The sequence below is a fragment of the Pseudomonas brassicacearum genome, from assembly GCF_918698105.1.
In the GTDB taxonomy this organism is placed as follows: domain Bacteria; phylum Pseudomonadota; class Gammaproteobacteria; order Pseudomonadales; family Pseudomonadaceae; genus Aquipseudomonas; species Aquipseudomonas brassicacearum_F.
Window position 1 is genome coordinate 1 of the sequence record NZ_CAKKMI010000013.1, and the last position, 17,996, is coordinate 17,996.

A 17,996-nucleotide genomic window follows, 5' to 3' on the forward strand; every position below is an offset into this window, starting at 1 on the left:
GTTGCGCAGCGACCGTAAGATTTTGGGGCCGCTGCGCAGCCCAGCGGGAGCAAGCTCCCTCGCCACAATGTGTCAGCCTACACATTCAGTTGAGGCGTCAGCCCCTTCCCGTCAGGCAAACCCAAGCCTTGCTTGGAACCCACCCTGAATGGCCATAAAATGCCCGCCATCATTTGTCATTACCTCAGATACCAGACCCTATGACTGATTTACCGGATACCGACTACACCCAACGTTTCATCTTCGATGACAGCGATGCCCGTGGCGAGCTGGTGGCGTTGGAGCGTAGCTACGCCGAAGTCCTCGCCAAGCACGCCTATCCGGAGCCGGTCGCACAAATGCTCGGCGAGCTGATGGCGGCTGCGGCGTTGTTGGTGGGCACCTTGAAGTTCGATGGCTTGCTGATTCTCCAGGCCCGCTCCGATGGTCCGGTCCCGCTGCTGATGATCGAGTGCTCCAGCGAGCGCGAGATCCGCGGCCTGGCCCGTTATGACGCCGAGCAGATCGCGCCCGACGCGACCCTGGCCGACATGATGCCCAACGGCGTGCTGGCCCTCACGGTCGACCCGACCCAAGGCCAGCGTTACCAGGGAATTGTCGATCTGGACGGGGCAACCCTGGCCGATTGCTTCACCAACTACTTCGTCATGTCCCAGCAGACCAATACCCGCTTCTGGCTCTACGCCGACGGGCGGCGCGCTCGCGGTTTGCTGCTGCAACAACTGCCTGCCGACCGCCTGCGCGACCCGGAAGAACGTGACGCCAGTTGGCAGCACATCACCGCTCTGGCCAGCACCCTGAGCGCCGATGAGCTGTTGAGCCTGGACAACGAAACCGTGCTGCATCGTCTCTATCACGAGGAGCAGGTACGCTTGTTCGACGGCCAGCCGTTGCGCTTCCAATGCAGTTGCTCTCGTGAACGTTCCGCCAATGCGCTGGTCAGTCTGGGTCTGGAAGATGCGCAGCAACTGATGATCGAGCATGGCGGCGCCATCGAGATCGATTGCCAGTTTTGCAACGAGCGCTACCTGTTCGACGCCGCGGACATCGCGCAATTGTTCGCCGGGGCGGGTGTCGACACACCGTCAGATACTCGTCACTAAAACGGTTCAGCGCAGGTAAATCTCCTGACAAACGCCGGATTTACGCCGTACTGACGGGAGGGCCCTACTCTTTTTGGGGTTTTCTGGCATAATCCGGCCCACTTTTTTCGGGTAGTAGTGCGCGACTTCCTACTACAAAACGTTTGGAGCACTCGGCCACGGGCCGACGGGGAATCTCATGACGCAAGCCAATAACGCCGTGTACACCGATCTGAGTGTCGATGATCTGGTCAAAGAAGCCCTGAATCGCGGTGAAGGCGAGCTTGCCGATACTGGCGCGCTGGTTGTTCGTACCGGTCATCGTACCGGTCGCTCGCCAGTCGACCGTTTCATCGTAGAGGAGCCAACCACCCAGGACGCCATCGCCTGGGGCCCGATCAACCGCAAGTTCCCGGCCGACAAGTTCGATGCCCTGTGGAACCGCGTCGAAGCCTACCTGGGCGAGCGCGAGCGTTTTGTCTCCCACGTGCATGTAGGCTCCGATCCTGCGCACTACCTGCCGGTCAAGATGACCACCGAGACCGCGTGGCACAACCTGTTTGGCCGTTGCCTGTTCATCAACCCCGAGCAATACAATGCCGGCGGCAAGGATGAATGGCAGATCATCAACGCGCCGAACTTCGTCTGCGAGCCTGAGCGCGACGGCACCAACTCCGATGGCACCGTGATCATCAACTTCGCGGCCAAGAAAGTGCTGATCGCCGGCATGCGCTACGCCGGTGAAATGAAGAAAGCCCTGTTCTCCGTGCAGAACTTCCTGCTGCCAGCCGTTGACGTGCTGCCGATGCACTGCGCCGCCAACATGGGCGAAGAGGGCGATGTGACCCTGTTCTTCGGTCTGTCGGGCACCGGCAAGACCACCCTGTCCGCCGATGAAAGCCGTTACCTGATCGGTGACGACGAGCACGGCTGGGGCGTGGGCGTGGTCTTCAACATCGAAGGCGGCTGCTACGCCAAGTGCATCGACCTGTCCGAGAAGAACGAGCCGGTTATCTGGAAAGCCATCCAGCACGGCGCCGTCCTGGAAAACGTTGTCATCGACCCGGTCACCAAGAAAGCCGACTACGCCGACGACAGCCTGACCCAGAACAGCCGCGCCGCCTACCCGCGTGAGCTGATCGAAAAACGCGCACCGAAAAACCTCGGTGGCGAGCCAAACGCCGTGATCTTCCTGACCTGCGACCTGACCGGTGTACTGCCGCCTGTGTCGATTCTCAGCGAAGAGCAAGCCGCCTACCACTTCCTGTCCGGCTACACCGCACTGGTGGGCTCGACCGAAATGGGTTCGGGCAGCGGCATCAAGTCGACCTTCTCCACCTGCTTCGGCGCCCCGTTCTTCCCGCGCCCGGCTGGTGAATACGCTGAGCTGCTGATCAAGCGCATCCGTGGTTTCGGCTCCAAGGTCTACCTGGTCAACACCGGCTGGACCGGCGGCGGCTACGGCGTCGGCAAGCGCTTCAACATCCCGACCACCCGTGCGGTGATCGCAGCAATCCAGAGCGGTGCGCTGATCGGGGCTGAAACCGAACACCTGGACATCATCAACCTGGACGTGCCGCTGGCTGTTCCAGGCGTCGAGACTGGCCTGTTGAACCCACGCAACACCTGGGCCGACAAAGCTGCCTACGACGAAGCGGCCAAGGCCTTGGCCGGTCTGTTCACCGAGAACTTCAAGAAGTTCGACGTGAGCGACGCGATCAAGGCAGCGGGTCCGCAGCTGTAAGGCTTGGTTGGTGAATGAAAAAACCGCCCTTCATGGGCGGTTTTTTATGGGCGACCATTTGAGGCGCCCCGATCAGCTAGGCCTCTTCCACTTCCCGCGTATCCCATCGTTGCGCCTTGATCGCCTTGTAGAGCATGCCAATGGTCAGTGGCATCTTGTTCCCACGGCCCTTGGCCCTGCGCTTTTGAAACACATCAAATCCTTCCGGCTGAAAATAGCGGTAAGCGTCGTAGTCGATGAGCTCGATGGCGAATCGCTCCTCCAATGTCTCCATCAGATGCCGGGCATCCGCGCCATCGCAACCCAAGTCGAGATTGATCGCGGTGTCCAGGCGGATGGTCTTGCGTTCGGGCAGGCCGATCTCTTCGTGCAGCAGTTCCATGAGCTGGCGCATGGCGTGATCGTCGGGGAAGTCGGGGGCGAGGTACATGGCGAAGTTTCCGGGAGGTTCGCGTGCGTCCGTCTGAAGGGAAAGTTTAGGGGGAAATCGTTGCCCGTTGGAAAAGAAGAAAGATCTCACAGCAGTCTCGGAACCGTCTGCTGAGTAAACCTTTAGTCGTCCGGTAAGGTTCGCCACGCCCTTTCAATGGTGGCAATGGCGATCGAGCAGGGATGAAGCATGACGAAAGGAAAGGCCGGTGTTCCGCAGGTTTGGGAGCATTACGGTGGTGATCGGGGCTACAGGATCCTGCGGGACATGACCCCCAGTGAACTGGAGAAGAGATACGCCGATCAACAGGCCTATGAGGGCATGCTGGCCAGGCAAGCGGCTTACATGAGCGAACGTCTGGCCCAAGTCCGCGAAGCATCACCTTCCGACGTGAAGGGCTGTGTATTTGCCAAGTCCTGCAAGCTGCCTGATTCAGTCATCGACTACCACAACCCAAGCGGCTACATCCCGACTGAAGCCCTGAGGGAGTACGGCCAATTTACCTTGTTGGGTGGCCGTCAAGCTGACGAGTCAGGGCGCATTCAGCTTAAGAGTATCAGTGGGTCGTTACCGGCAAGCTTCGGCACGTTTGCCTTGGGTCGAACGATGCCTGCCTCCCTCAGCGCGGCGGCCGGGGCTGCTGGCGCGGTCACTGCTCCTGTGGCAGCGGGGGCACTGATCGGTCTGGTGGGGTTGCTGGTGCCCTCGAGCCTGGGTGACGGCTCGTTGTACACCGAAGAGCAACTGCGTGCCCTGGAGCAGGCACGCACCCGGGTTCGGCTGCATGTCGAAACCCAGGCCGATGGAACACTCAAGGGATACGGCTACAACACCCAGGCGCGACGTGACTGGGAAATGATTCCGGTGGTGACGTTCCAGGCTCGCGGCGAGCAGCAAGTGGCGGACTTTGGCGATGGAGTCGAGTTGATCTGGACACCGGCGGTCGATCCGTCTGCCACGCTGGGCATCCCGGCGCTGGAGGCCGCGCCACAGGCTCCGCATATCTGGATTTTTCCGCCAACGCCAGCGGCGGACAGCATCATCGTCAACCCGATCTATCCGCCGGAGTACAAGGATTTCATTCTTGTGTTTCCGGCGGATTCTGGGGTTTCGCCGTTGTATATAGTTTTTAGTATTCGTCGCAAGGGGCTGCCAGAGGCGACACATGATTATCATCAGGCGCCAAGAACACACGAAATAACTGGTTTTGATGGCTTGTTCGAAGTCAAAGCAAAGACGCCACGTCAAGGTGGCGGTGGGTTTCGGGAGCGTTGGACGGACGCTAAGGGCAGGAAGATTTACGAGTGGGATTCCAGGCACGCTGAGCTAGAGGTGTATCGCGCGAGCGGCGGTAGCCATTTGGGTTCATTTGATCACCTTACGGGTGAACAGAAGAAAAAACCGAATCCGAAACGCAATATCAAAAAATTTCTGTGAGGAAGATATGGGATTAAAAGTAAGGTTGAGATGGTTCGATAAAGAAACGGAGGTGTTGGTCGGAAAAGAGTATTCGAAGGATTTTGGAGAGGACTCTATTGTTCTCGACGATCTGGATCTTCCTTTGGAAAACAATATCAATAATGGAAATTTCGACGTGAGTACCGAATGGGCTGAAATCCTACAGCCATATTTCGAGCATGCCTTGGATTTATCGATATACGATTATCAGGTGTCTTTTGATTATCGGGATGCTTGGTAGTCATCCAGCTTGAATCCAACCGCCAACGCCGAGAGGCGGTAGGTTGCTTCGCATTTCCAGTGGTTTATTCCCGGACCAGGTCTTAGGCACCAAGCTGTATCATCCCGTATCGATTCGACCCCGACCTTTTCTCGACTCGCCGCGTTGCCGCGCTAGGCTTTGGGCATCGCAGCAGTCAAAGGAGCGACCGCGCATGCACAGCACCCTGGAACAGGTTTTCGGTTATCCACAGTTTCGTCCCGGCCAGGAGGCGGTCATCGGCGCCGTACTGGCCGGTCGGTCAGCGGCGGCCATTTTTCCCACTGGCTCGGGCAAGTCCCTGTGTTATCAACTGCCGGCCCTGCTATTGCCGCACTTGACCTTGGTGGTTTCGCCACTGCTGGCGTTGATGCAGGACCAGTTGGCGTTTCTCAAGCGCCACGGCATTGCGGCGGCGAGTATCGATTCGGCCCAGGGCCGTGACGAAGCCAACGACGCCATGGCGCGGGCCAGGTCGGGCGAGTTGAAGATCCTGATGATTTCCGTGGAGCGCCTGAAGAACGAGCGCTTTCGCAATTTCCTGCAGCAGGTGCCGATCTCGTTGCTGGTGGTGGACGAGGCCCACTGCATTTCGGAATGGGGGCATAACTTTCGACCTGACTACCTCAAGCTTCCCGATTACCAGCGTGAGTTCAATATTCCCCAGGTGTTGCTGCTGACGGCCACCGCCACACCCAAGGTCATCGCCGACATGCAGGCGAAATTCGCCATCGCCGCCTCTGATGTGGTGACGACGGGTTTCTATCGGTCGAACCTCAATCTGCTGGTCGAACCCGTGAGCGGTGCCAACAAGCGCGCACGGCTGGTGCAGTGGCTGGGCGAGCGTGCCGGGCAGCCGAGCATCGTCTACGTGACCTTGCAGCGAACCGCCGAGCAGATCGCCGAGCACCTGGGCCGGCACGGGATCGAGGCCGAGGCCTATCACGCCGGTTTGCCCCATGAACAACGCGAAGATATCCAGCGGCGGTTCATGGGCGGGCAATCCAATTGCATCGTCGCGACCATCGCTTTTGGCATGGGCATCGACAAGAGCGACATCCGCAACGTCGTGCACTTCGACCTGCCCAAATCCATCGAAAACTACAGCCAGGAGATTGGCCGGGCCGGACGGGACGGGCAACCGTCCGATTGCCTGGTGCTGGCCAACCGCGACAGTCTCAACGTGCTGGAAAACTTTGTGTATGGCGATACGCCGGAGCTTGCCGGCATTCGTTGCGTGCTCGATGAGCTGCAGGCCGCCGCTCCCGATGGGCAATGGGAGTTCTTGCTGGGACCTCTGGCGGACCAGAGCAACATCCGGCAGTTGCCACTCAAGACGTTGCTGGTCCAGTTGGAGCTACGTCGGCTGATCGCGCCGCGTTATGCCTATTTCGCGGAGTACCGCTTCAAGTTCCTGACTGAGCCAGAAGAACTGCTGGAGCGCTTCGAAGGCGAGCGAAGGGACTTCGTCTCGGCCATCATCCAGACCTCCAGTCGCGCCCGAGCGTGGGCCACGGTGAATTTCGACGGGATGTACCAGCAATATCACGCTGAGCGTAATCGCGTGGTCAAGGCGCTGGACTATTTCCAGGAAAAGGGCTGGATCGAGCTGGAAAGCAATCAGATGACCGAGGTGTACAGCGTATTGGACGCGGACCTGGATGTGCAGGTCTTGAGCGCCGAGCTACACGCCTATTTCACCCGGCACGAACAAGGTGAAATCGCACGGATCCACGCCATGCTCGAGTTGTTCGCCACCGACCGTTGCCTGGGTTATCGCCTGGCGCAGTATTTCGGCGATGACAATGCGCCACGCCAGTGTGGTCATTGTTCGGTGTGCCATGGGCATGTCGCTCGCCTGCCGGAGCCACCTTCGCTGCCGGCACTTGTGGATAAAAGTTTCGAGGCGCTGTGTGGCGATTTTATCCACAAGCATGAGCAGCACAGCGCCAGCGTGCCGTCTGCCGAGCGCCTGACCCGCTTCCTGTGCGGGATCAGCGTGCCGCTGTTCACTCGATTGAAGGCACGGAAGATCAGTGGATATGCCGCACTGGAGGCGTATCCATACGCTGAAGTTCGTCAGTGGGCCCAAGCGCACCTGTGAGCTGTATCCATCCGCTGAATGCCCTGCATCACACGAATAAATTTCAAAAATATTCGGTGGCTGACTAAGGTGAAGGCTGTCTTTGGATCGCCAACAAGAGAGCCAACATGAACCAGACACCTTTCGATATTCAGCGGGCCGCGGTGGTCGGTGCGGGCACCATGGGCCGGGGCATCGTGATGTGCCTGGCCAACGCGGGCGTGGCGGTGCAGTGGGTCGACAACAATCCACAAATGCTCGAGCAGGCACTGGTCGCTGTGGCCGAGACCTATGCCCATGGTGTGCGCCAGGGCCGTATTGACCAAGACGAGGCGGATGCACGGATCGCCCGGGTAACACGGGCGGAGGATTACGCGGCGATTCGTGAGGTGGACCTGGTGATCGAGGCGGTCTACGAAAACCTCGAACTCAAACAGAACATCTTTCGTGAGCTGGACGGCTTGCTCAAGCCCGAGGCCATCCTGGCGAGCAACACCTCGGCGCTGGACATCGATGCCATCGCCGCTGTCACGCGCCGGCCAGCCCAGGTCCTGGGCCTGCATTTCTTCAGCCCGGCGCACATCATGAAGCTGCTGGAAATCGTTCGCGGCGCACATACCTCCAAAGCGGTGCTGGACGCCGCGCTGGTGCTGGGCAAGCGCATGGGCAAGGTCAGCGTTGTATCAGGTAATTGCCATGGATTCATCGGCAACCGAATGCTTCATCCTTATGTGCTGGAAGCGCGCAAGATGCTGCTGGAGGGGGCGTTCCCCCATCAGGTGGATGCGGCGTTGCAGGGCTTCGGTTTCGCCATGGGACCGTTTCGTATGTACGACGTTGTTGGCATTGATCTGGAGTGGCGCGCCCGTGAGCTGGCGGGCAAGGGCCAGGATGCGCCCGAGGTGCAGGTGGACAACCGTCTGTGCGAGCTGGGACGGTTCGGCCAGAAAAGCGGCAATGGGTACTATCACTACGAGCCGGGCAGTCGACAGGCCGAGCATGATGTCGAGGTCGATGCGCTGGTGCTACGAGTCAGTGAGGCGTTGGGTTTCCAGCGACGCGAAATTGGCCCGGAAGAAATCCTCGAGCGGTGCTTGCTGGCGCTGGTCAACGAGGGGGCGAAGATCCTGCAGGAAGGCATTGCCGAGTCGGCCCATGACATCGACCTGGTCTACCTCAATGGCTACGGCTTTCCTGTGGACAAGGGCGGGCCGATGGCCTGGGCCGACGGGCAGGGGCTGGAAGATATCCACGCACGCTTGCTGGCGCTCGAAACGAAGCAGGGCGACCAGTGGAAGCCCGCGCGCCTGATCGGCGAGCTGGCAGCGCAGGGCAAGGGCTTCGCGCAGGCCTGAGGCCGGGCCACGTCAAGATCATTGAACAACCGTAAAGGACACCTGATGCCCCAACGCAACGAATACCGACACTTGCAAGCCATTACCACGCGCTGGCACGACAACGACGTGTACGGTCACGTCAATAACGTCACCTACTACAGCTTTTTCGATAGCGCAGTGAATACCTACCTGATCGAAGTCGGTGGCCTGGATATCCATGATGGAGAGGTGGTGGGGTTCGTGGTGAGTTCAGCCTGTGACTACTTTGCCTCGATCGCCTTTCCAGACCGGATTGAAATCGGCCTGCGGGTCGGGAAGTTGGGCAGCAGTTCGGTGCAGTACGAGTTGGCGGTGTTCAAGGCGGGGGAGGAGGAGGCTTGCGCGGCGGGGCGTTTTGTTCACGTATTCGTGGACCGGGCGTCGAATCGGCCGGTGGCGATTCCGGACCGGCTGCGCGGGGCTTTGGAACAGTTGGTGGTCTGAAACAAAAAATCGCAGCCTCCTGTCAGCTCTGGGAGCTGCCGGAGGCTGCGATCTTCAACGGCGGTTTATCAGCCAGCCGTTAGTCGCGGTAGTAGCGATGATGTTTTTTGCGATGCCCGTAGGCATGGCCACGACCTGGGTGGCCGTCACGGTAGTAGCGGCGATCGCCACGGCGACCGTCGTAGTGACGATCATCGTCATCGTCCTTGCCCATGTAGTTACCCAGGGCGCCACCCGCGCCGCCGCCCGCTGCCGCACCGATCAGGCTGCCAGTGGTGCCGCCGACGCTACGGCCGACCACGTTACCGCCGGCTGCGCCCAGCGCGCCGCCGATCGCCGCTTCGCCGCGGCTGTGTTTGTCTGCGCCGACTGCACTGCCGCCCGCGCCGCCCAGCGCCGCGCCGATCGTGGAGCCGGTGTTGCCGCCCAGGGACTGGCCGACGACCGAACCCAAAACCCCGCCCAATGCGCCGCCCACACCTGCTTCGGCAGTACCACCGGCAGAAGCGATGCCACTGGCCAGGCTAAGGGACAACAAGAGAATGGAGGAGAACTTCATAGAGGAGCCTCAAAGGGATGACGGCGCGATCCTGAGGCTGGCTTCGCTTGGTTACAATAGAAATCCGACGAGTAACACGACTTGTGCACAATTCTCTAAGTTATTGTTTTTCGGTGGGAACTTAAGGCAAATAGGTCGGTCTTTAGCTACTTCGGACAGGCCGTTTTCTAGGGAAAACGGCCTTTTTTGTGCGTGCTGGAAAGTACTTTGTGGCGAGGGGATTTATCCCCGCTGGGGCGCGGAGCGGCCCTAAACCTGATGACTCGGTATGCCAGCATAACCAAGTCGATTGTTTTAGGGGCCGCTTCGCGCCCCAGCGGGGATAAATCCCCTCGCCACAGGGCCATCATGATCCAAAAGGCTGTATCAGGCCGACTTGGCCAGGATCAGTCCATTTTCGCCCGCCGCTTCCAGGCGGATCGCGACGAATTTCGACGTCGGAGTGTGGCTGCCGTCGCCCGTGCTTTCCAGTGGCACCAGCGGGTTCACTTCAGGGTAATAGGCCGCAGCCTGCCCGGCAGGAATGTCGAATGCCAGCAGGGTAAAGCCCTTGACCCGCCGTTCGCGGCCGTCATCCCAGAGCGAGACGATGTCGGCTTTCTGCCCCGGCTTGAAGCCCAGGCGAATGATGTCCGCTTCGTTGGCAAACAACACATCACGCTGGCCCTTCACACCGCGGTAGCGGTCATCGAGGCCATAGATGGTGGTGTTGTACTGATCGTGGGAGCGCATGGATTGCATGATCAGGTCGGGCAGCTGCCCGGTGGCCCGGGTGCGTTCATGCACAAGGTCGGTCGGCAACCGGTTGGGCTTGAAGTTGGCGCGGCCCGACGGGGTGTTCCAGCGTCGCAAACCGGCGCTGTTGCCGAGGTAGAACCCACCAGGGTTCTTCAGCTTTTCGTTGAAGTCCTTGAAACCGGGCACGGTCTCGGCGATCAGGTCGCGGATGCGACTGTAGTCGGCCACCAGCCAGTTCCAGTCCACCGGACGGCTACCCAGCGTGGCGGCGGCGATGCCGGCGATGATCCACGGTTCGGAGCGCATCTGGTTCGACAGCGGCTGCAACTGGCCGTAGGAGGCATGCACCATGCTGAAGGAGTCTTCCACGGTCACCGCTTGCGCGCCTTCGGTTTGCAGGTCGATGTCGGTGCGGCCCAGGCACGGCAGGATCAGCGCGTCCTTGCCGTGAGCCAGGTGGCTGCGATTGAGCTTGGTGCTGATCTGCACCGTCAGGTCGCAATTGCCCAAGGCCTGGAACGTCCGATGGCTGTCCGGCGTGGCTTGGGCGAAGTTGCCGCCCAGGGCAATGAATACCTTCGCCTGGCCGTCGGCCATGGCGTGGATCGCCTCGACCACGTTGTGGCCGTTTTCACGCGGTACCTTGAATTGGAAACGCCGCTCCAGCGAGTCGAGGAACGCCACTGGCGGACGCTCGTTGATGCCCATGGTCCGGTCGCCCTGCACGTTGCTGTGGCCGCGAACCGGGCACAGGCCTGCGCCTGGCCGGCCGATATTGCCGCGCAGCATCATCACGTTGGCGATTTCCTGGATGGTCGCCACCGAATGACGGTGCTGGGTGATCCCCATCGCCCAGCACATGATCACGTTCTCGCTCTTGGCGTACATGCGCGCCGCTTGCTCGATGTCGACCAGGGTCATGCCCGATTGCTCGACGATCTGTTCCCACGGCGTGTCGTCGACCGCCGCCAGGTAATCCAGCACGTTGGTGCTGTGCTCATTGAGGAACGCGTGGTCGAACACCGCCGCCGCGCCGCTGTTCTGCGCTTCGCGCTCCCACTGCAGGAGGAACTTCGCCATGCCGCGCAAGATCGCCATGTCGCCACCCAGGGCCGGGCGGAAATAGGCGGTGTTGGTCGGCTTATTGCCGTTGGTGAGCATCTCGATCGGGTTCTGCGGATGCTGGAAACGCTCCAGGCCACGCTCCTTTAGCGGGTTGATGCAGACCACTTGGGCGCCGCGTTTTACCGCCTCACGCAGTGGTTCGAGCATCCGCGGATGGTTGGTCCCGGGGTTCTGGCCCCAGACGAAAATCGCGTCGGCGTGTTCGAAATCATCGAAGGTCACCGTGCCCTTGCCCACGCCCACGCTCTGGGACAGCGCTACGCCGCTGGCTTCGTGGCACATGTTCGAGCAGTCGGGGAAGTTGTTGGTGCCATAGGCGCGCACGAACAGCTGATACAAGTAGGCCGCTTCGTTGCTCGCCCGGCCCGAGGTGTAGAACTCGGCCTGGTTCGGGCTGGACAGCCCTTGCAGGTGCTTGCCGATCAGGTCGAACGCCGCTTCCCAACTGATGGGTTTGTAGCGGTCGGTTTCGGCGTCGTAGCGCATGGGCTCGGTCAGGCGACCCTGGTACTCGAGCCAGTAATCGCTCTGCTCCAACAGCGAGCTCACGCTGTGCTTGGCGAAAAATGCGCCATCGACGCGGCGCTTGGTGGCTTCCCAGTTCACGGCTTTGGCGCCGTTCTCGCAGAACTTGACCACGCCGCTTTCCGGCGAGTCCCCCCAGGCACAGCCTGGGCAGTCAAAACCGCCATTCTGGTTGGTCTTGAGCATCATGCGGATGTTTTTCAGCGCGTTGTCGCTGGTCAACCAGGCCTGAGCGACGCTGATCAGCGCTCCCCAGCCACCGGCCGGGCCCTTGTAGGGCTTGTAGCGCGGTACGGGTTTCTGGTCGGCTTGTTGATGATTGCTCACGCTTGTTTCTCCATCGCAGGGCTGTAGACCCGCGGCGCACTTTTTTGCGGCAGGTGGATGAGGTTGAGGTTGTGTTGGCGAGCCCACTGCACCGCAAGGCCGGTGGGCGACGACAGGCTGACCAGGGTCTGGATGCCGGCCCGCAGGACTTTCTGGATCAGTTCCAGGCTGCAGCGGCTGGTGACGATCGCCACGCCGCCGGCCACCGGGATCTGCTGCCGGATCAACGCGCCGATCAGCTTGTCGAGGGCGTTGTGCCGGCCAATGTCTTCGCGACCCAGCAGCAATTCGCCTTGGGCGTTCATGAACAACGCGGCGTGGACTGCGCCGCAGTATTGGCCCAGGGGCTGAAACTGGCTGATACGGTCACGCAGGCCGTCGAGCCATTGGGCCGGTGGCAGCGGTGCGCCGGGTAGCACCTTGAGGTTTGGCAAAGCCTGTTCCACTGCTTCCACGCCGCACAAGCCGCAGCCACTGGTGCCCGTCAATTGCCGGCGTTGCTGCTTGAGGTTCCAGAAGGCGCGGTTGGCGATGGTCACCTCGGCATGGTGCGCAGCACCCGCGCCGCTCAGTTGCAGGTCATAGATGTCCGATGCGTCTTCAATGATGCCGCTGCCGAGGCTGAAGCCGACGATGAAGTCTTCAAGGTCGGTGGGGGTGACGAGCATGACCGCCTGGCTGATGCCGTTATAGGCAATCGCCAGCGCCACTTCCTCGGCCAGCGCGGTGCTGTCCGATTGGGAGTGGTCCAGGTTGCAGTAGCGATAGCTCTGGCTGGCGGCCGGCGCGGATGTTTCCATCGCGGGCGCTGGACTGACCGGAGGCTTGTCGTTCATAGGCATCACTGAAAGTAGGAATAGTGTTAAGACTAAATGCGGCAATCTGCCACGTCTAATCGCTATTACTGATCTCTCAATAGATGACGTCGATCAAGATGTTGTCGATGATTTCTGGTAAAGGGCGAAACAGGCCTCTGCCAAGGCCGAGCGTGGGGCTCCGCGCCGCATGATCAGGCCCAGCGGGACCAACGTCTGCGCGCTTTCGATGGGCTGGATGCGCAAGTCTTCGGTCAGTACATCCAGGCCGCTGTCCAGGGGCATCACCGCGCAACACAGTCCACCGTGCACAGCTTGTAACAATTGATGCACCGCGTCGGTTTGCAACAGCGGTTGAGGCGTGAGGCCCCGGCTGTGGAAATTGTGGTCGATGGATTGGCGAAAGTGCATGCCGCTGGTGAGCATGCCCAGGGGCAGTTCGATCAGGGCTTCCCAGCTCAGCGGTTGTTCGCCAAAGAAGAAAAAGCGCTGGTCGTAGAGCAGACCCATGCGGGTGTGGCTGAAGGGCAGGGCTTCGAAGCGTTCGTTGTCCAGGCGTTCCAGGTAGGAAATACCCAGGTCGATACGGTTGTTCGCCAACTGTTCGAGGATGCGTTCGGAGCTCAGGGACGACAATTCGAAACGCAGGTTGGGGTGCTCGGCGTGCAAGCGCTGCATCATCGCCAGCGGGTCGAAGTCCGACAACGGCACCACGCCCAGGCGCAGCGTGCCCACCAGGTTACCGCGACAGGCCGCCGCTTCGGCCTGCAGCCCGTCATAGGCCGCCAGCACCGTGCGCGCCCAGGCCAGTACCCGTTCCCCCGGCGCGGTGAAACCTTCAAAACGCTGGCCGCGGTTGACCAGCGGCAGGTCGAGTTCTTCCTCAAGGCTGCGCAGGCGCATCGACAGGGTCGGCTGGGTAATGTGGCAGCGTGCGGCGGCTTGGCCGAAGTGGCGGGTTTCGTCCAGCGCGATGAGAAATTTCAGCTGCTTGATGTCCATCTTCGCTCCAGGGCGCAGGAAGGTTCGGATTCTAGCGCTTGCGCGTGGCGGGGTCATTGGTCGGTTGGGAACCGGGTTCGTCTCGCCTGGTCTAGTCTTTGCGTCTGGACACTTAAATCAAGGAGCGTGTGCCATGAGTATTTTTAGTTTTGTGAAGGAAGCCGGTGAAAAGCTGATCGACCTGCTCACCCCCGGCAATGCCAATGCCAGCGAACAACTGAAAGCGCATATTGAGAAGGTCGGCCTGGGTAATCCGAATGTCCAGGCAACCATCGAGGGCGACAAAGTCATCGTCACTGGTGAAGTCGCGAGCCAGGAAGAAAAGGAAAAGATCCTGTTGGCGGTGGGCAATATCGCCGGTGTCGGCAGTGTCGACGACCAGATTACGGTGACTGGCCCGGTGGCTCAGGCGGCGCGTTTCGTGACCGTGAAGAAGGGCGACACACTCAGTGCCATCGCCAAGGCCGAGTACGGCGATGCGAACAAGTACAACAAGATCTTCGAGGCCAATAAGCCGATGTTGTCGCACCCGGACAAGATCTATCCGGGGCAGGTGTTGCGTATTCCCGAGTAACCTTCAGGCCTGTGGTGCCTTCATCGCGTGCAAGCTCGCTCCCACACTGGATCTGTGGCGAACAAAGATCCCCCTGTGGGAGCGAGCTTGCTCGCGATGGCGGCCTGACTGAGTGCATATCCATTGCTGCGGTAACGGCTACTTATGGTTCCGCTCTTACAGCGGCTCACTTTTGGAAGAGCGCCAAAAGTAAGCAAAAGCGCTTTGCCCCACCACTCGGTGCCTCGCTTAGGCTCGGCATGCCCTCACTCCGGCATTGCTCCGTGGGCCCGCCGCGAAGGGCCATCCATGGCCCAGCGCGGCTATCCCGGCATCCATGCCGGGATGCCCACTCCACAATGCCTGCGTTCGGCCATCGTGGTTAACGGGGCGCCGAGATCAACGTCCACCGCGAGGCGGCCTAGTAGCCGACCTGGTTCTCCCGGTCGTACACCCCTCAGATCTGTTTGAGCAGGACCTGTGGGAGCAAAGCTTGCTCGCGAGGCGGCCTAGTAGCCGACCTGGCTCTCCCGGCCGTACATCCATCAGATCTGTTTGAGCAGGACCTATGGGAGCAAAGCTTGCTCGCGAGGCGACCTAACAGCCGGCCTATTTCTCCGGCCGTACCCCGATCCAACTGTGGGAGCGAGCCTGCTCGCGATGAATGCGACACGGTTCAAAGCCCGGCAATCAGGTCCCGATAATCCCCCAACGCGTCAAACTCCCCCGTGTCCTTCGGCCCTTTACGGCTGTCCGGCTCGCTCACGGCCAGCAAGTGCGCCACGCCGAAGTCCCGGGCGCTGCGCAGCACCGGCAGGGTGTCGTCGATGAACAGGCTGCGGGCCGGGTCGAAATTCAGGTCGGCTTGCAGCGCATCCCAGAATTGCGGGTTTTCCTTGGGGAAGCCGTAGTCGTGGGAGCTGATCAAGCGGTCGAAATAAGGGGCCAGTTCGATGCGTTCCAGCTTCAGGGACAATGAATCGCGGTGCGCGTTGGTGATCATCACCACGCGTTTGCCGGCCCGCTGGATCGCCGCCAGGAAGGTATCGGCGTCCGGGCGCAAGGCGATCAGGTGCGCGGTTTCCAATTTCAGTTCGCGCACTGGCAGTTTCAGCTCGGCGCTCCAGAAATCCAGGCAATACCATTGCAACTGACCGGCGTTGCGCTCGAACAGCGGCTGCAGCTCCATCTCGGCCATCGCCCGGCTCACGCCATGCAGTTCGGCGTAGCGCTGGGGCAGGTGTTCGAGCCAGAAATGGTTGTCGTAATGCAGGTCCAGCAGGGTGCCGTCCATGTCCAGCAGAACCGTATCGATCTCATGCCAGGGCAGCAAGGCCATAAAACTTCTCCAGCGGTAATCGGATATCCGACACAAACAATCAGAATAGGCCGGGTATAGTAGCCCGCTATCGCCCAGGGAGCCGTTTATGCGCCAGAAACCCACCATACTCGATCGCCAGATCGTCGCTACCAGCCGCCTGTTTTGCGTGGAAGAACTGAAATTGCGGTTTTCCAACGGTGTGGAGCGCACCTACGAACGTCTGGCGAGCAAGGGCGCAGGTTATGGCGCGGTGATGATCGTGGCGATGCTCGATGCCGACCACGCGGTGTTGGTGGAAGAGTATTGCGGTGGCACCGACGCCTATGAACTGTCCTTGCCCAAGGGCTTGATCGAGCCCGGTGAAGATGTGTTGGCGGCGGCCGAGCGGGAGCTCAAGGAAGAGGCCGGTTTCGGAGCGCGTCAATTGGAACACCTGACCGAGCTGTCGTTGTCGCCCGGCTACATGAGCCAGAAGATCCAGGTGGTGCTGGCGACCGATCTGTATGAAGAACAGCTGGAGGGTGACGAGCCCGAGCCGATGCGCGTGGACAAGGTCAACCTGCGTGAGCTGTCGGCCCTGGCACAGAACCCGCAGTTCACGGAGGGTCGGGCCTTGGCGGCGCTGTACCTGGCCCGTGACCTGCTGACCCAGCGTGGAGCTTTCCTGTCATGACTTTCCCTCATCCGTTGATGGCCCCTGTGGTCGAGCTGGCGCTCCAGGCCGGTGAAGCGATCCTGCCGTTCTGGCGTGCCAACGTGCAGGTCAACCACAAGGCTGACGAGTCACCGGTGACCGCCGCAGACATGGCCGCTCATGATGTGATCGTGGCCGGGCTGCTGGCACTGGCTCCGGATATTGCGATCCTCTCCGAAGAAGACGCCGATATTGCCCAAAGCGTGCGTGCCGGCTGGCAACGCTGGTGGCTGGTAGACCCGCTCGATGGCACCAAGGAATTCATTTCCGGCAGCGAGGAGTTCACCGTCAACATCGCGTTGGTGGAGCAGGGCCGTGTTGTGTTCGGCGTGGTGACGATGCCCACCAATGGGCGTTTTTACGTGGGCGGCGCAGGGCTGGGCGCCTGGCGTGGCGACAAGGGCGGCGAGCCTTTGCCGATCGCGGTTCGTGACACACTGGCGCCAGGTGACGCCTTCACCGTGGTTGCCAGTCGCCGGCACACCAGCCCGGAGCAGGAACGCCTGCTGGATGGCTTGAGCGCCAGCCTGGGTGAGCTGCAACTGACCAGTATTGGCAGTTCGTTGAAGTTTTGCCTGGTGGCCGAGGGCGCGGCGGATTGTTATCCACGGCTGGCGCCGACCTCCCAGTGGGACACCGCCGCTGCCCAGGGTGTATTGGAAGGTGCGGGTGGCGAGGTGTTGGATTTGAGCGGCGAACCGTTCTGTTATCCACCGCGTGAGTCGCTGTTGAATGCGTCGTTCCTGGCGTTGCCGGCGAAAGCGGCGTGGCGTGGAAAACTGCTGGAGCTTGCTCGCTCCTGAACCCTTTCTGCTTTCTGTGGCAAAAGAGCTTTTTGTGGCGAGGGAGCTTGCTCCCGCTGGGCTGCGAAGCAGCCCCTCGCTTTGGCGGTTGCTGCGCAACCGAGCGGGAGCAAGCTCCCTCGCCACAGGGGGCACCATGCCCTAGTTCAAAAGGTCATGCGCTTTTTAGCGGTGCAACACGTACTGCCCCTCAAACTGCACCGCCACCTCCTCGCTGCCGGTATTCATCACCCGCGTCTGCAACGCCAGCCGTGCCCGTCCGTAACGCCGGTAGGTGGCCAGGAAGCGCTTCCAGACTTTTTCCTCCGGCGCTTCGCAGACGACGGTCGCATCGCCGGTCACTGGCAGCGGATAGCTGATCTGCCCTTCCTGAATCACGATATGCCCGTCTACGATGCCTTCCTCGCGCAGGGCCAGGTGCAGCCAGCCCCAGCCGCCGAGCACCGCGCCACAATACAGGCTGCCACCGAACATGGTGCTCTTGTGGTTGACGTTGGCCGCAAGCGGCAAGGACAGGCGCAGTTGCCGGGCCTGCCAATCGAGCACCTTGAGGCCCATGTCCCGGGTCAAGGGGATATCGTGGTGCAGGATCGATTCCAGGTAACGACTGTCGCGGTTCATCGCGGGGCCTTTTGCTTGAAAGGGTAATGACGATAAC

At 60.8% G+C, this 17,996-nt stretch carries 17 protein-coding genes; 10 read left to right on the forward strand and 7 right to left on the reverse strand.

Annotated elements, in window-relative coordinates; translation table 11 throughout:
• The first annotated feature begins 200 nt into the window (after window positions 1-200).
• Together hslO and LQ215_RS07380 are read left to right on the forward strand one after the other, a co-directional pair.
• Window positions 201-1,103, forward strand: coding sequence for an Hsp33 family molecular chaperone HslO (gene hslO, locus LQ215_RS07375; RefSeq protein ID WP_230148453.1), 903 nt, complete (start codon window positions 201-203; stop codon window positions 1,101-1,103).
• Between the two features lie 178 nt (window positions 1,104-1,281).
• A complete protein-coding gene (locus tag LQ215_RS07380; RefSeq protein WP_230148455.1) occupies window positions 1,282-2,826 on the forward strand; it encodes a phosphoenolpyruvate carboxykinase in 1,545 nt (514 codons plus the stop codon).
• A gap of 76 nt (window positions 2,827-2,902) precedes the next feature.
• Here the strand turns inward: LQ215_RS07380 and LQ215_RS07385 are convergent, their stop codons facing one another.
• Window positions 2,903-3,256 (reverse strand): DUF1493 family protein, encoded by a 354-nt coding sequence (locus LQ215_RS07385; RefSeq protein WP_230148457.1) that lies wholly within the window; start codon window positions 3,254-3,256, stop codon window positions 2,903-2,905.
• Between the two features lie 189 nt (window positions 3,257-3,445).
• Between LQ215_RS07385 and LQ215_RS07390 the strand changes: the two genes are divergently transcribed.
• From LQ215_RS07390 to LQ215_RS07410, 5 genes are all read left to right on the forward strand, one after another.
• Entirely contained in the window at window positions 3,446-4,693 is a 1,248-nt protein-coding gene (locus LQ215_RS07390; protein WP_230148459.1) for a colicin E3/pyocin S6 family cytotoxin, read from the forward strand.
• Window positions 4,694-4,700: 7 nt separating this feature from the next.
• Window positions 4,701-4,955 carry a colicin E3-like toxin immunity protein gene (locus LQ215_RS07395; protein WP_230148465.1) on the forward strand — a complete coding sequence of 85 codons (255 nt, stop codon included), beginning with the start codon at window positions 4,701-4,703 and terminating at the stop codon, window positions 4,953-4,955.
• Window positions 4,956-5,148: 193 nt separating this feature from the next.
• Window positions 5,149-7,077, forward strand: coding sequence for a RecQ family ATP-dependent DNA helicase (locus LQ215_RS07400; protein WP_230148467.1), 1,929 nt, complete (start codon window positions 5,149-5,151; stop codon window positions 7,075-7,077).
• A 107-nt stretch (window positions 7,078-7,184) separates the two neighbouring features.
• Window positions 7,185-8,411: a 3-hydroxyacyl-CoA dehydrogenase gene (locus LQ215_RS07405; RefSeq protein ID WP_230148468.1), complete on the forward strand. Its 1,227-nt coding sequence runs from the start codon at window positions 7,185-7,187 to the stop codon at window positions 8,409-8,411.
• A gap of 45 nt (window positions 8,412-8,456) precedes the next feature.
• Window positions 8,457-8,876, forward strand: a complete 420-nt coding sequence (locus LQ215_RS07410; RefSeq protein WP_230148470.1) for an acyl-CoA thioesterase — start codon at window positions 8,457-8,459, stop codon at window positions 8,874-8,876.
• A 79-nt stretch (window positions 8,877-8,955) separates the two neighbouring features.
• Here the strand turns inward: LQ215_RS07410 and LQ215_RS07415 are convergent, their stop codons facing one another.
• From LQ215_RS07415 to LQ215_RS07430, 4 genes are all read right to left on the reverse strand, one after another.
• A complete protein-coding gene (locus LQ215_RS07415) occupies window positions 8,956-9,435 on the reverse strand; it encodes a glycine zipper domain-containing protein (protein ID WP_058544959.1) in 480 nt (159 codons plus the stop codon).
• A gap of 366 nt (window positions 9,436-9,801) precedes the next feature.
• On the reverse strand, window positions 9,802-12,150 hold the full coding sequence (locus tag LQ215_RS07420; RefSeq protein WP_230148472.1) for an FdhF/YdeP family oxidoreductase: 2,349 nt from the start codon (window positions 12,148-12,150) through the stop codon (window positions 9,802-9,804).
• The gene (gene fdhD / locus LQ215_RS07425; RefSeq protein WP_230148479.1) at window positions 12,147-12,986 is read right to left on the reverse strand and encodes a formate dehydrogenase accessory sulfurtransferase FdhD; all 840 of its coding nucleotides are present in this window, start codon (window positions 12,984-12,986) and stop codon (window positions 12,147-12,149) included. The genes LQ215_RS07420 and fdhD overlap by 4 nt, the downstream gene beginning before the upstream one ends.
• Before the next feature lie 93 nt (window positions 12,987-13,079).
• Window positions 13,080-13,967, reverse strand: coding sequence for a LysR family transcriptional regulator (locus LQ215_RS07430; protein ID WP_230148481.1), 888 nt, complete (start codon window positions 13,965-13,967; stop codon window positions 13,080-13,082).
• A gap of 133 nt (window positions 13,968-14,100) precedes the next feature.
• Here LQ215_RS07430 and lysM point away from each other — a divergent pair, with 133 nt between their 5' ends.
• Entirely contained in the window at window positions 14,101-14,541 is a 441-nt protein-coding gene (lysM, locus tag LQ215_RS07435; RefSeq protein ID WP_230148483.1) for a peptidoglycan-binding protein LysM, read from the forward strand.
• Between the two features lie 655 nt (window positions 14,542-15,196).
• Here the strand turns inward: lysM and yrfG are convergent.
• A complete protein-coding gene (yrfG, locus tag LQ215_RS07440; protein ID WP_214510974.1) occupies window positions 15,197-15,859 on the reverse strand; it encodes a GMP/IMP nucleotidase in 663 nt (220 codons plus the stop codon).
• A gap of 88 nt (window positions 15,860-15,947) precedes the next feature.
• Here yrfG and nudE point away from each other — a divergent pair, with 88 nt between their 5' ends.
• Together nudE and cysQ are read left to right on the forward strand one after the other, a co-directional pair.
• Complete coding sequence (nudE, locus tag LQ215_RS07445) at window positions 15,948-16,514, forward strand: ADP compounds hydrolase NudE (RefSeq protein WP_230148485.1); 567 nt, start codon at window positions 15,948-15,950, stop codon at window positions 16,512-16,514.
• Window positions 16,511-17,338, forward strand: a complete 828-nt coding sequence (gene cysQ / locus LQ215_RS07450; protein WP_230148487.1) for a 3'(2'),5'-bisphosphate nucleotidase CysQ — start codon at window positions 16,511-16,513, stop codon at window positions 17,336-17,338. The genes nudE and cysQ overlap by 4 nt, the downstream gene beginning before the upstream one ends.
• A gap of 165 nt (window positions 17,339-17,503) precedes the next feature.
• Here the strand turns inward: cysQ and LQ215_RS07455 are convergent, their stop codons facing one another.
• Window positions 17,504-17,959 carry a YiiD C-terminal domain-containing protein gene (locus LQ215_RS07455; RefSeq protein WP_230148489.1) on the reverse strand — a complete coding sequence of 152 codons (456 nt, stop codon included), beginning with the start codon at window positions 17,957-17,959 and terminating at the stop codon, window positions 17,504-17,506.
• Between the last annotated feature and the right edge of the window lie 37 nt (window positions 17,960-17,996).

What these genes read in the sequence shown, in the direction of transcription:
- hslO (WP_230148453.1), top strand. Translation starts at nt 201, where the DNA reads ATGACTGATTTACCGGATACCGACTACACCCAACGTTTCATCTTCGAT.
- LQ215_RS07380 (WP_230148455.1), top strand. Translation starts at nt 1,282, where the DNA reads ATGACGCAAGCCAATAACGCCGTGTACACCGATCTGAGTGTCGATGAT.
- LQ215_RS07385 (WP_230148457.1), bottom strand. Translation starts at nt 3,256, where the DNA reads ATGTACCTCGCCCCCGACTTCCCCGACGATCACGCCATGCGCCAGCTC.
- LQ215_RS07390 (WP_230148459.1), top strand. Translation starts at nt 3,446, where the DNA reads ATGACGAAAGGAAAGGCCGGTGTTCCGCAGGTTTGGGAGCATTACGGT.
- LQ215_RS07395 (WP_230148465.1), top strand. Translation starts at nt 4,701, where the DNA reads ATGGGATTAAAAGTAAGGTTGAGATGGTTCGATAAAGAAACGGAGGTG.
- LQ215_RS07400 (WP_230148467.1), top strand. Translation starts at nt 5,149, where the DNA reads ATGCACAGCACCCTGGAACAGGTTTTCGGTTATCCACAGTTTCGTCCC.
- LQ215_RS07405 (WP_230148468.1), top strand. Translation starts at nt 7,185, where the DNA reads ATGAACCAGACACCTTTCGATATTCAGCGGGCCGCGGTGGTCGGTGCG.
- LQ215_RS07410 (WP_230148470.1), top strand. Translation starts at nt 8,457, where the DNA reads ATGCCCCAACGCAACGAATACCGACACTTGCAAGCCATTACCACGCGC.
- LQ215_RS07415 (WP_058544959.1), bottom strand. Translation starts at nt 9,435, where the DNA reads ATGAAGTTCTCCTCCATTCTCTTGTTGTCCCTTAGCCTGGCCAGTGGC.
- fdhD (WP_230148479.1), bottom strand. Translation starts at nt 12,986, where the DNA reads ATGAACGACAAGCCTCCGGTCAGTCCAGCGCCCGCGATGGAAACATCC.
- LQ215_RS07430 (WP_230148481.1), bottom strand. Translation starts at nt 13,967, where the DNA reads ATGGACATCAAGCAGCTGAAATTTCTCATCGCGCTGGACGAAACCCGC.
- lysM (WP_230148483.1), top strand. Translation starts at nt 14,101, where the DNA reads ATGAGTATTTTTAGTTTTGTGAAGGAAGCCGGTGAAAAGCTGATCGAC.
- yrfG (WP_214510974.1), bottom strand. Translation starts at nt 15,859, where the DNA reads ATGGCCTTGCTGCCCTGGCATGAGATCGATACGGTTCTGCTGGACATG.
- nudE (WP_230148485.1), top strand. Translation starts at nt 15,948, where the DNA reads ATGCGCCAGAAACCCACCATACTCGATCGCCAGATCGTCGCTACCAGC.
- cysQ (WP_230148487.1), top strand. Translation starts at nt 16,511, where the DNA reads ATGACTTTCCCTCATCCGTTGATGGCCCCTGTGGTCGAGCTGGCGCTC.
- LQ215_RS07455 (WP_230148489.1), bottom strand. Translation starts at nt 17,959, where the DNA reads ATGAACCGCGACAGTCGTTACCTGGAATCGATCCTGCACCACGATATC.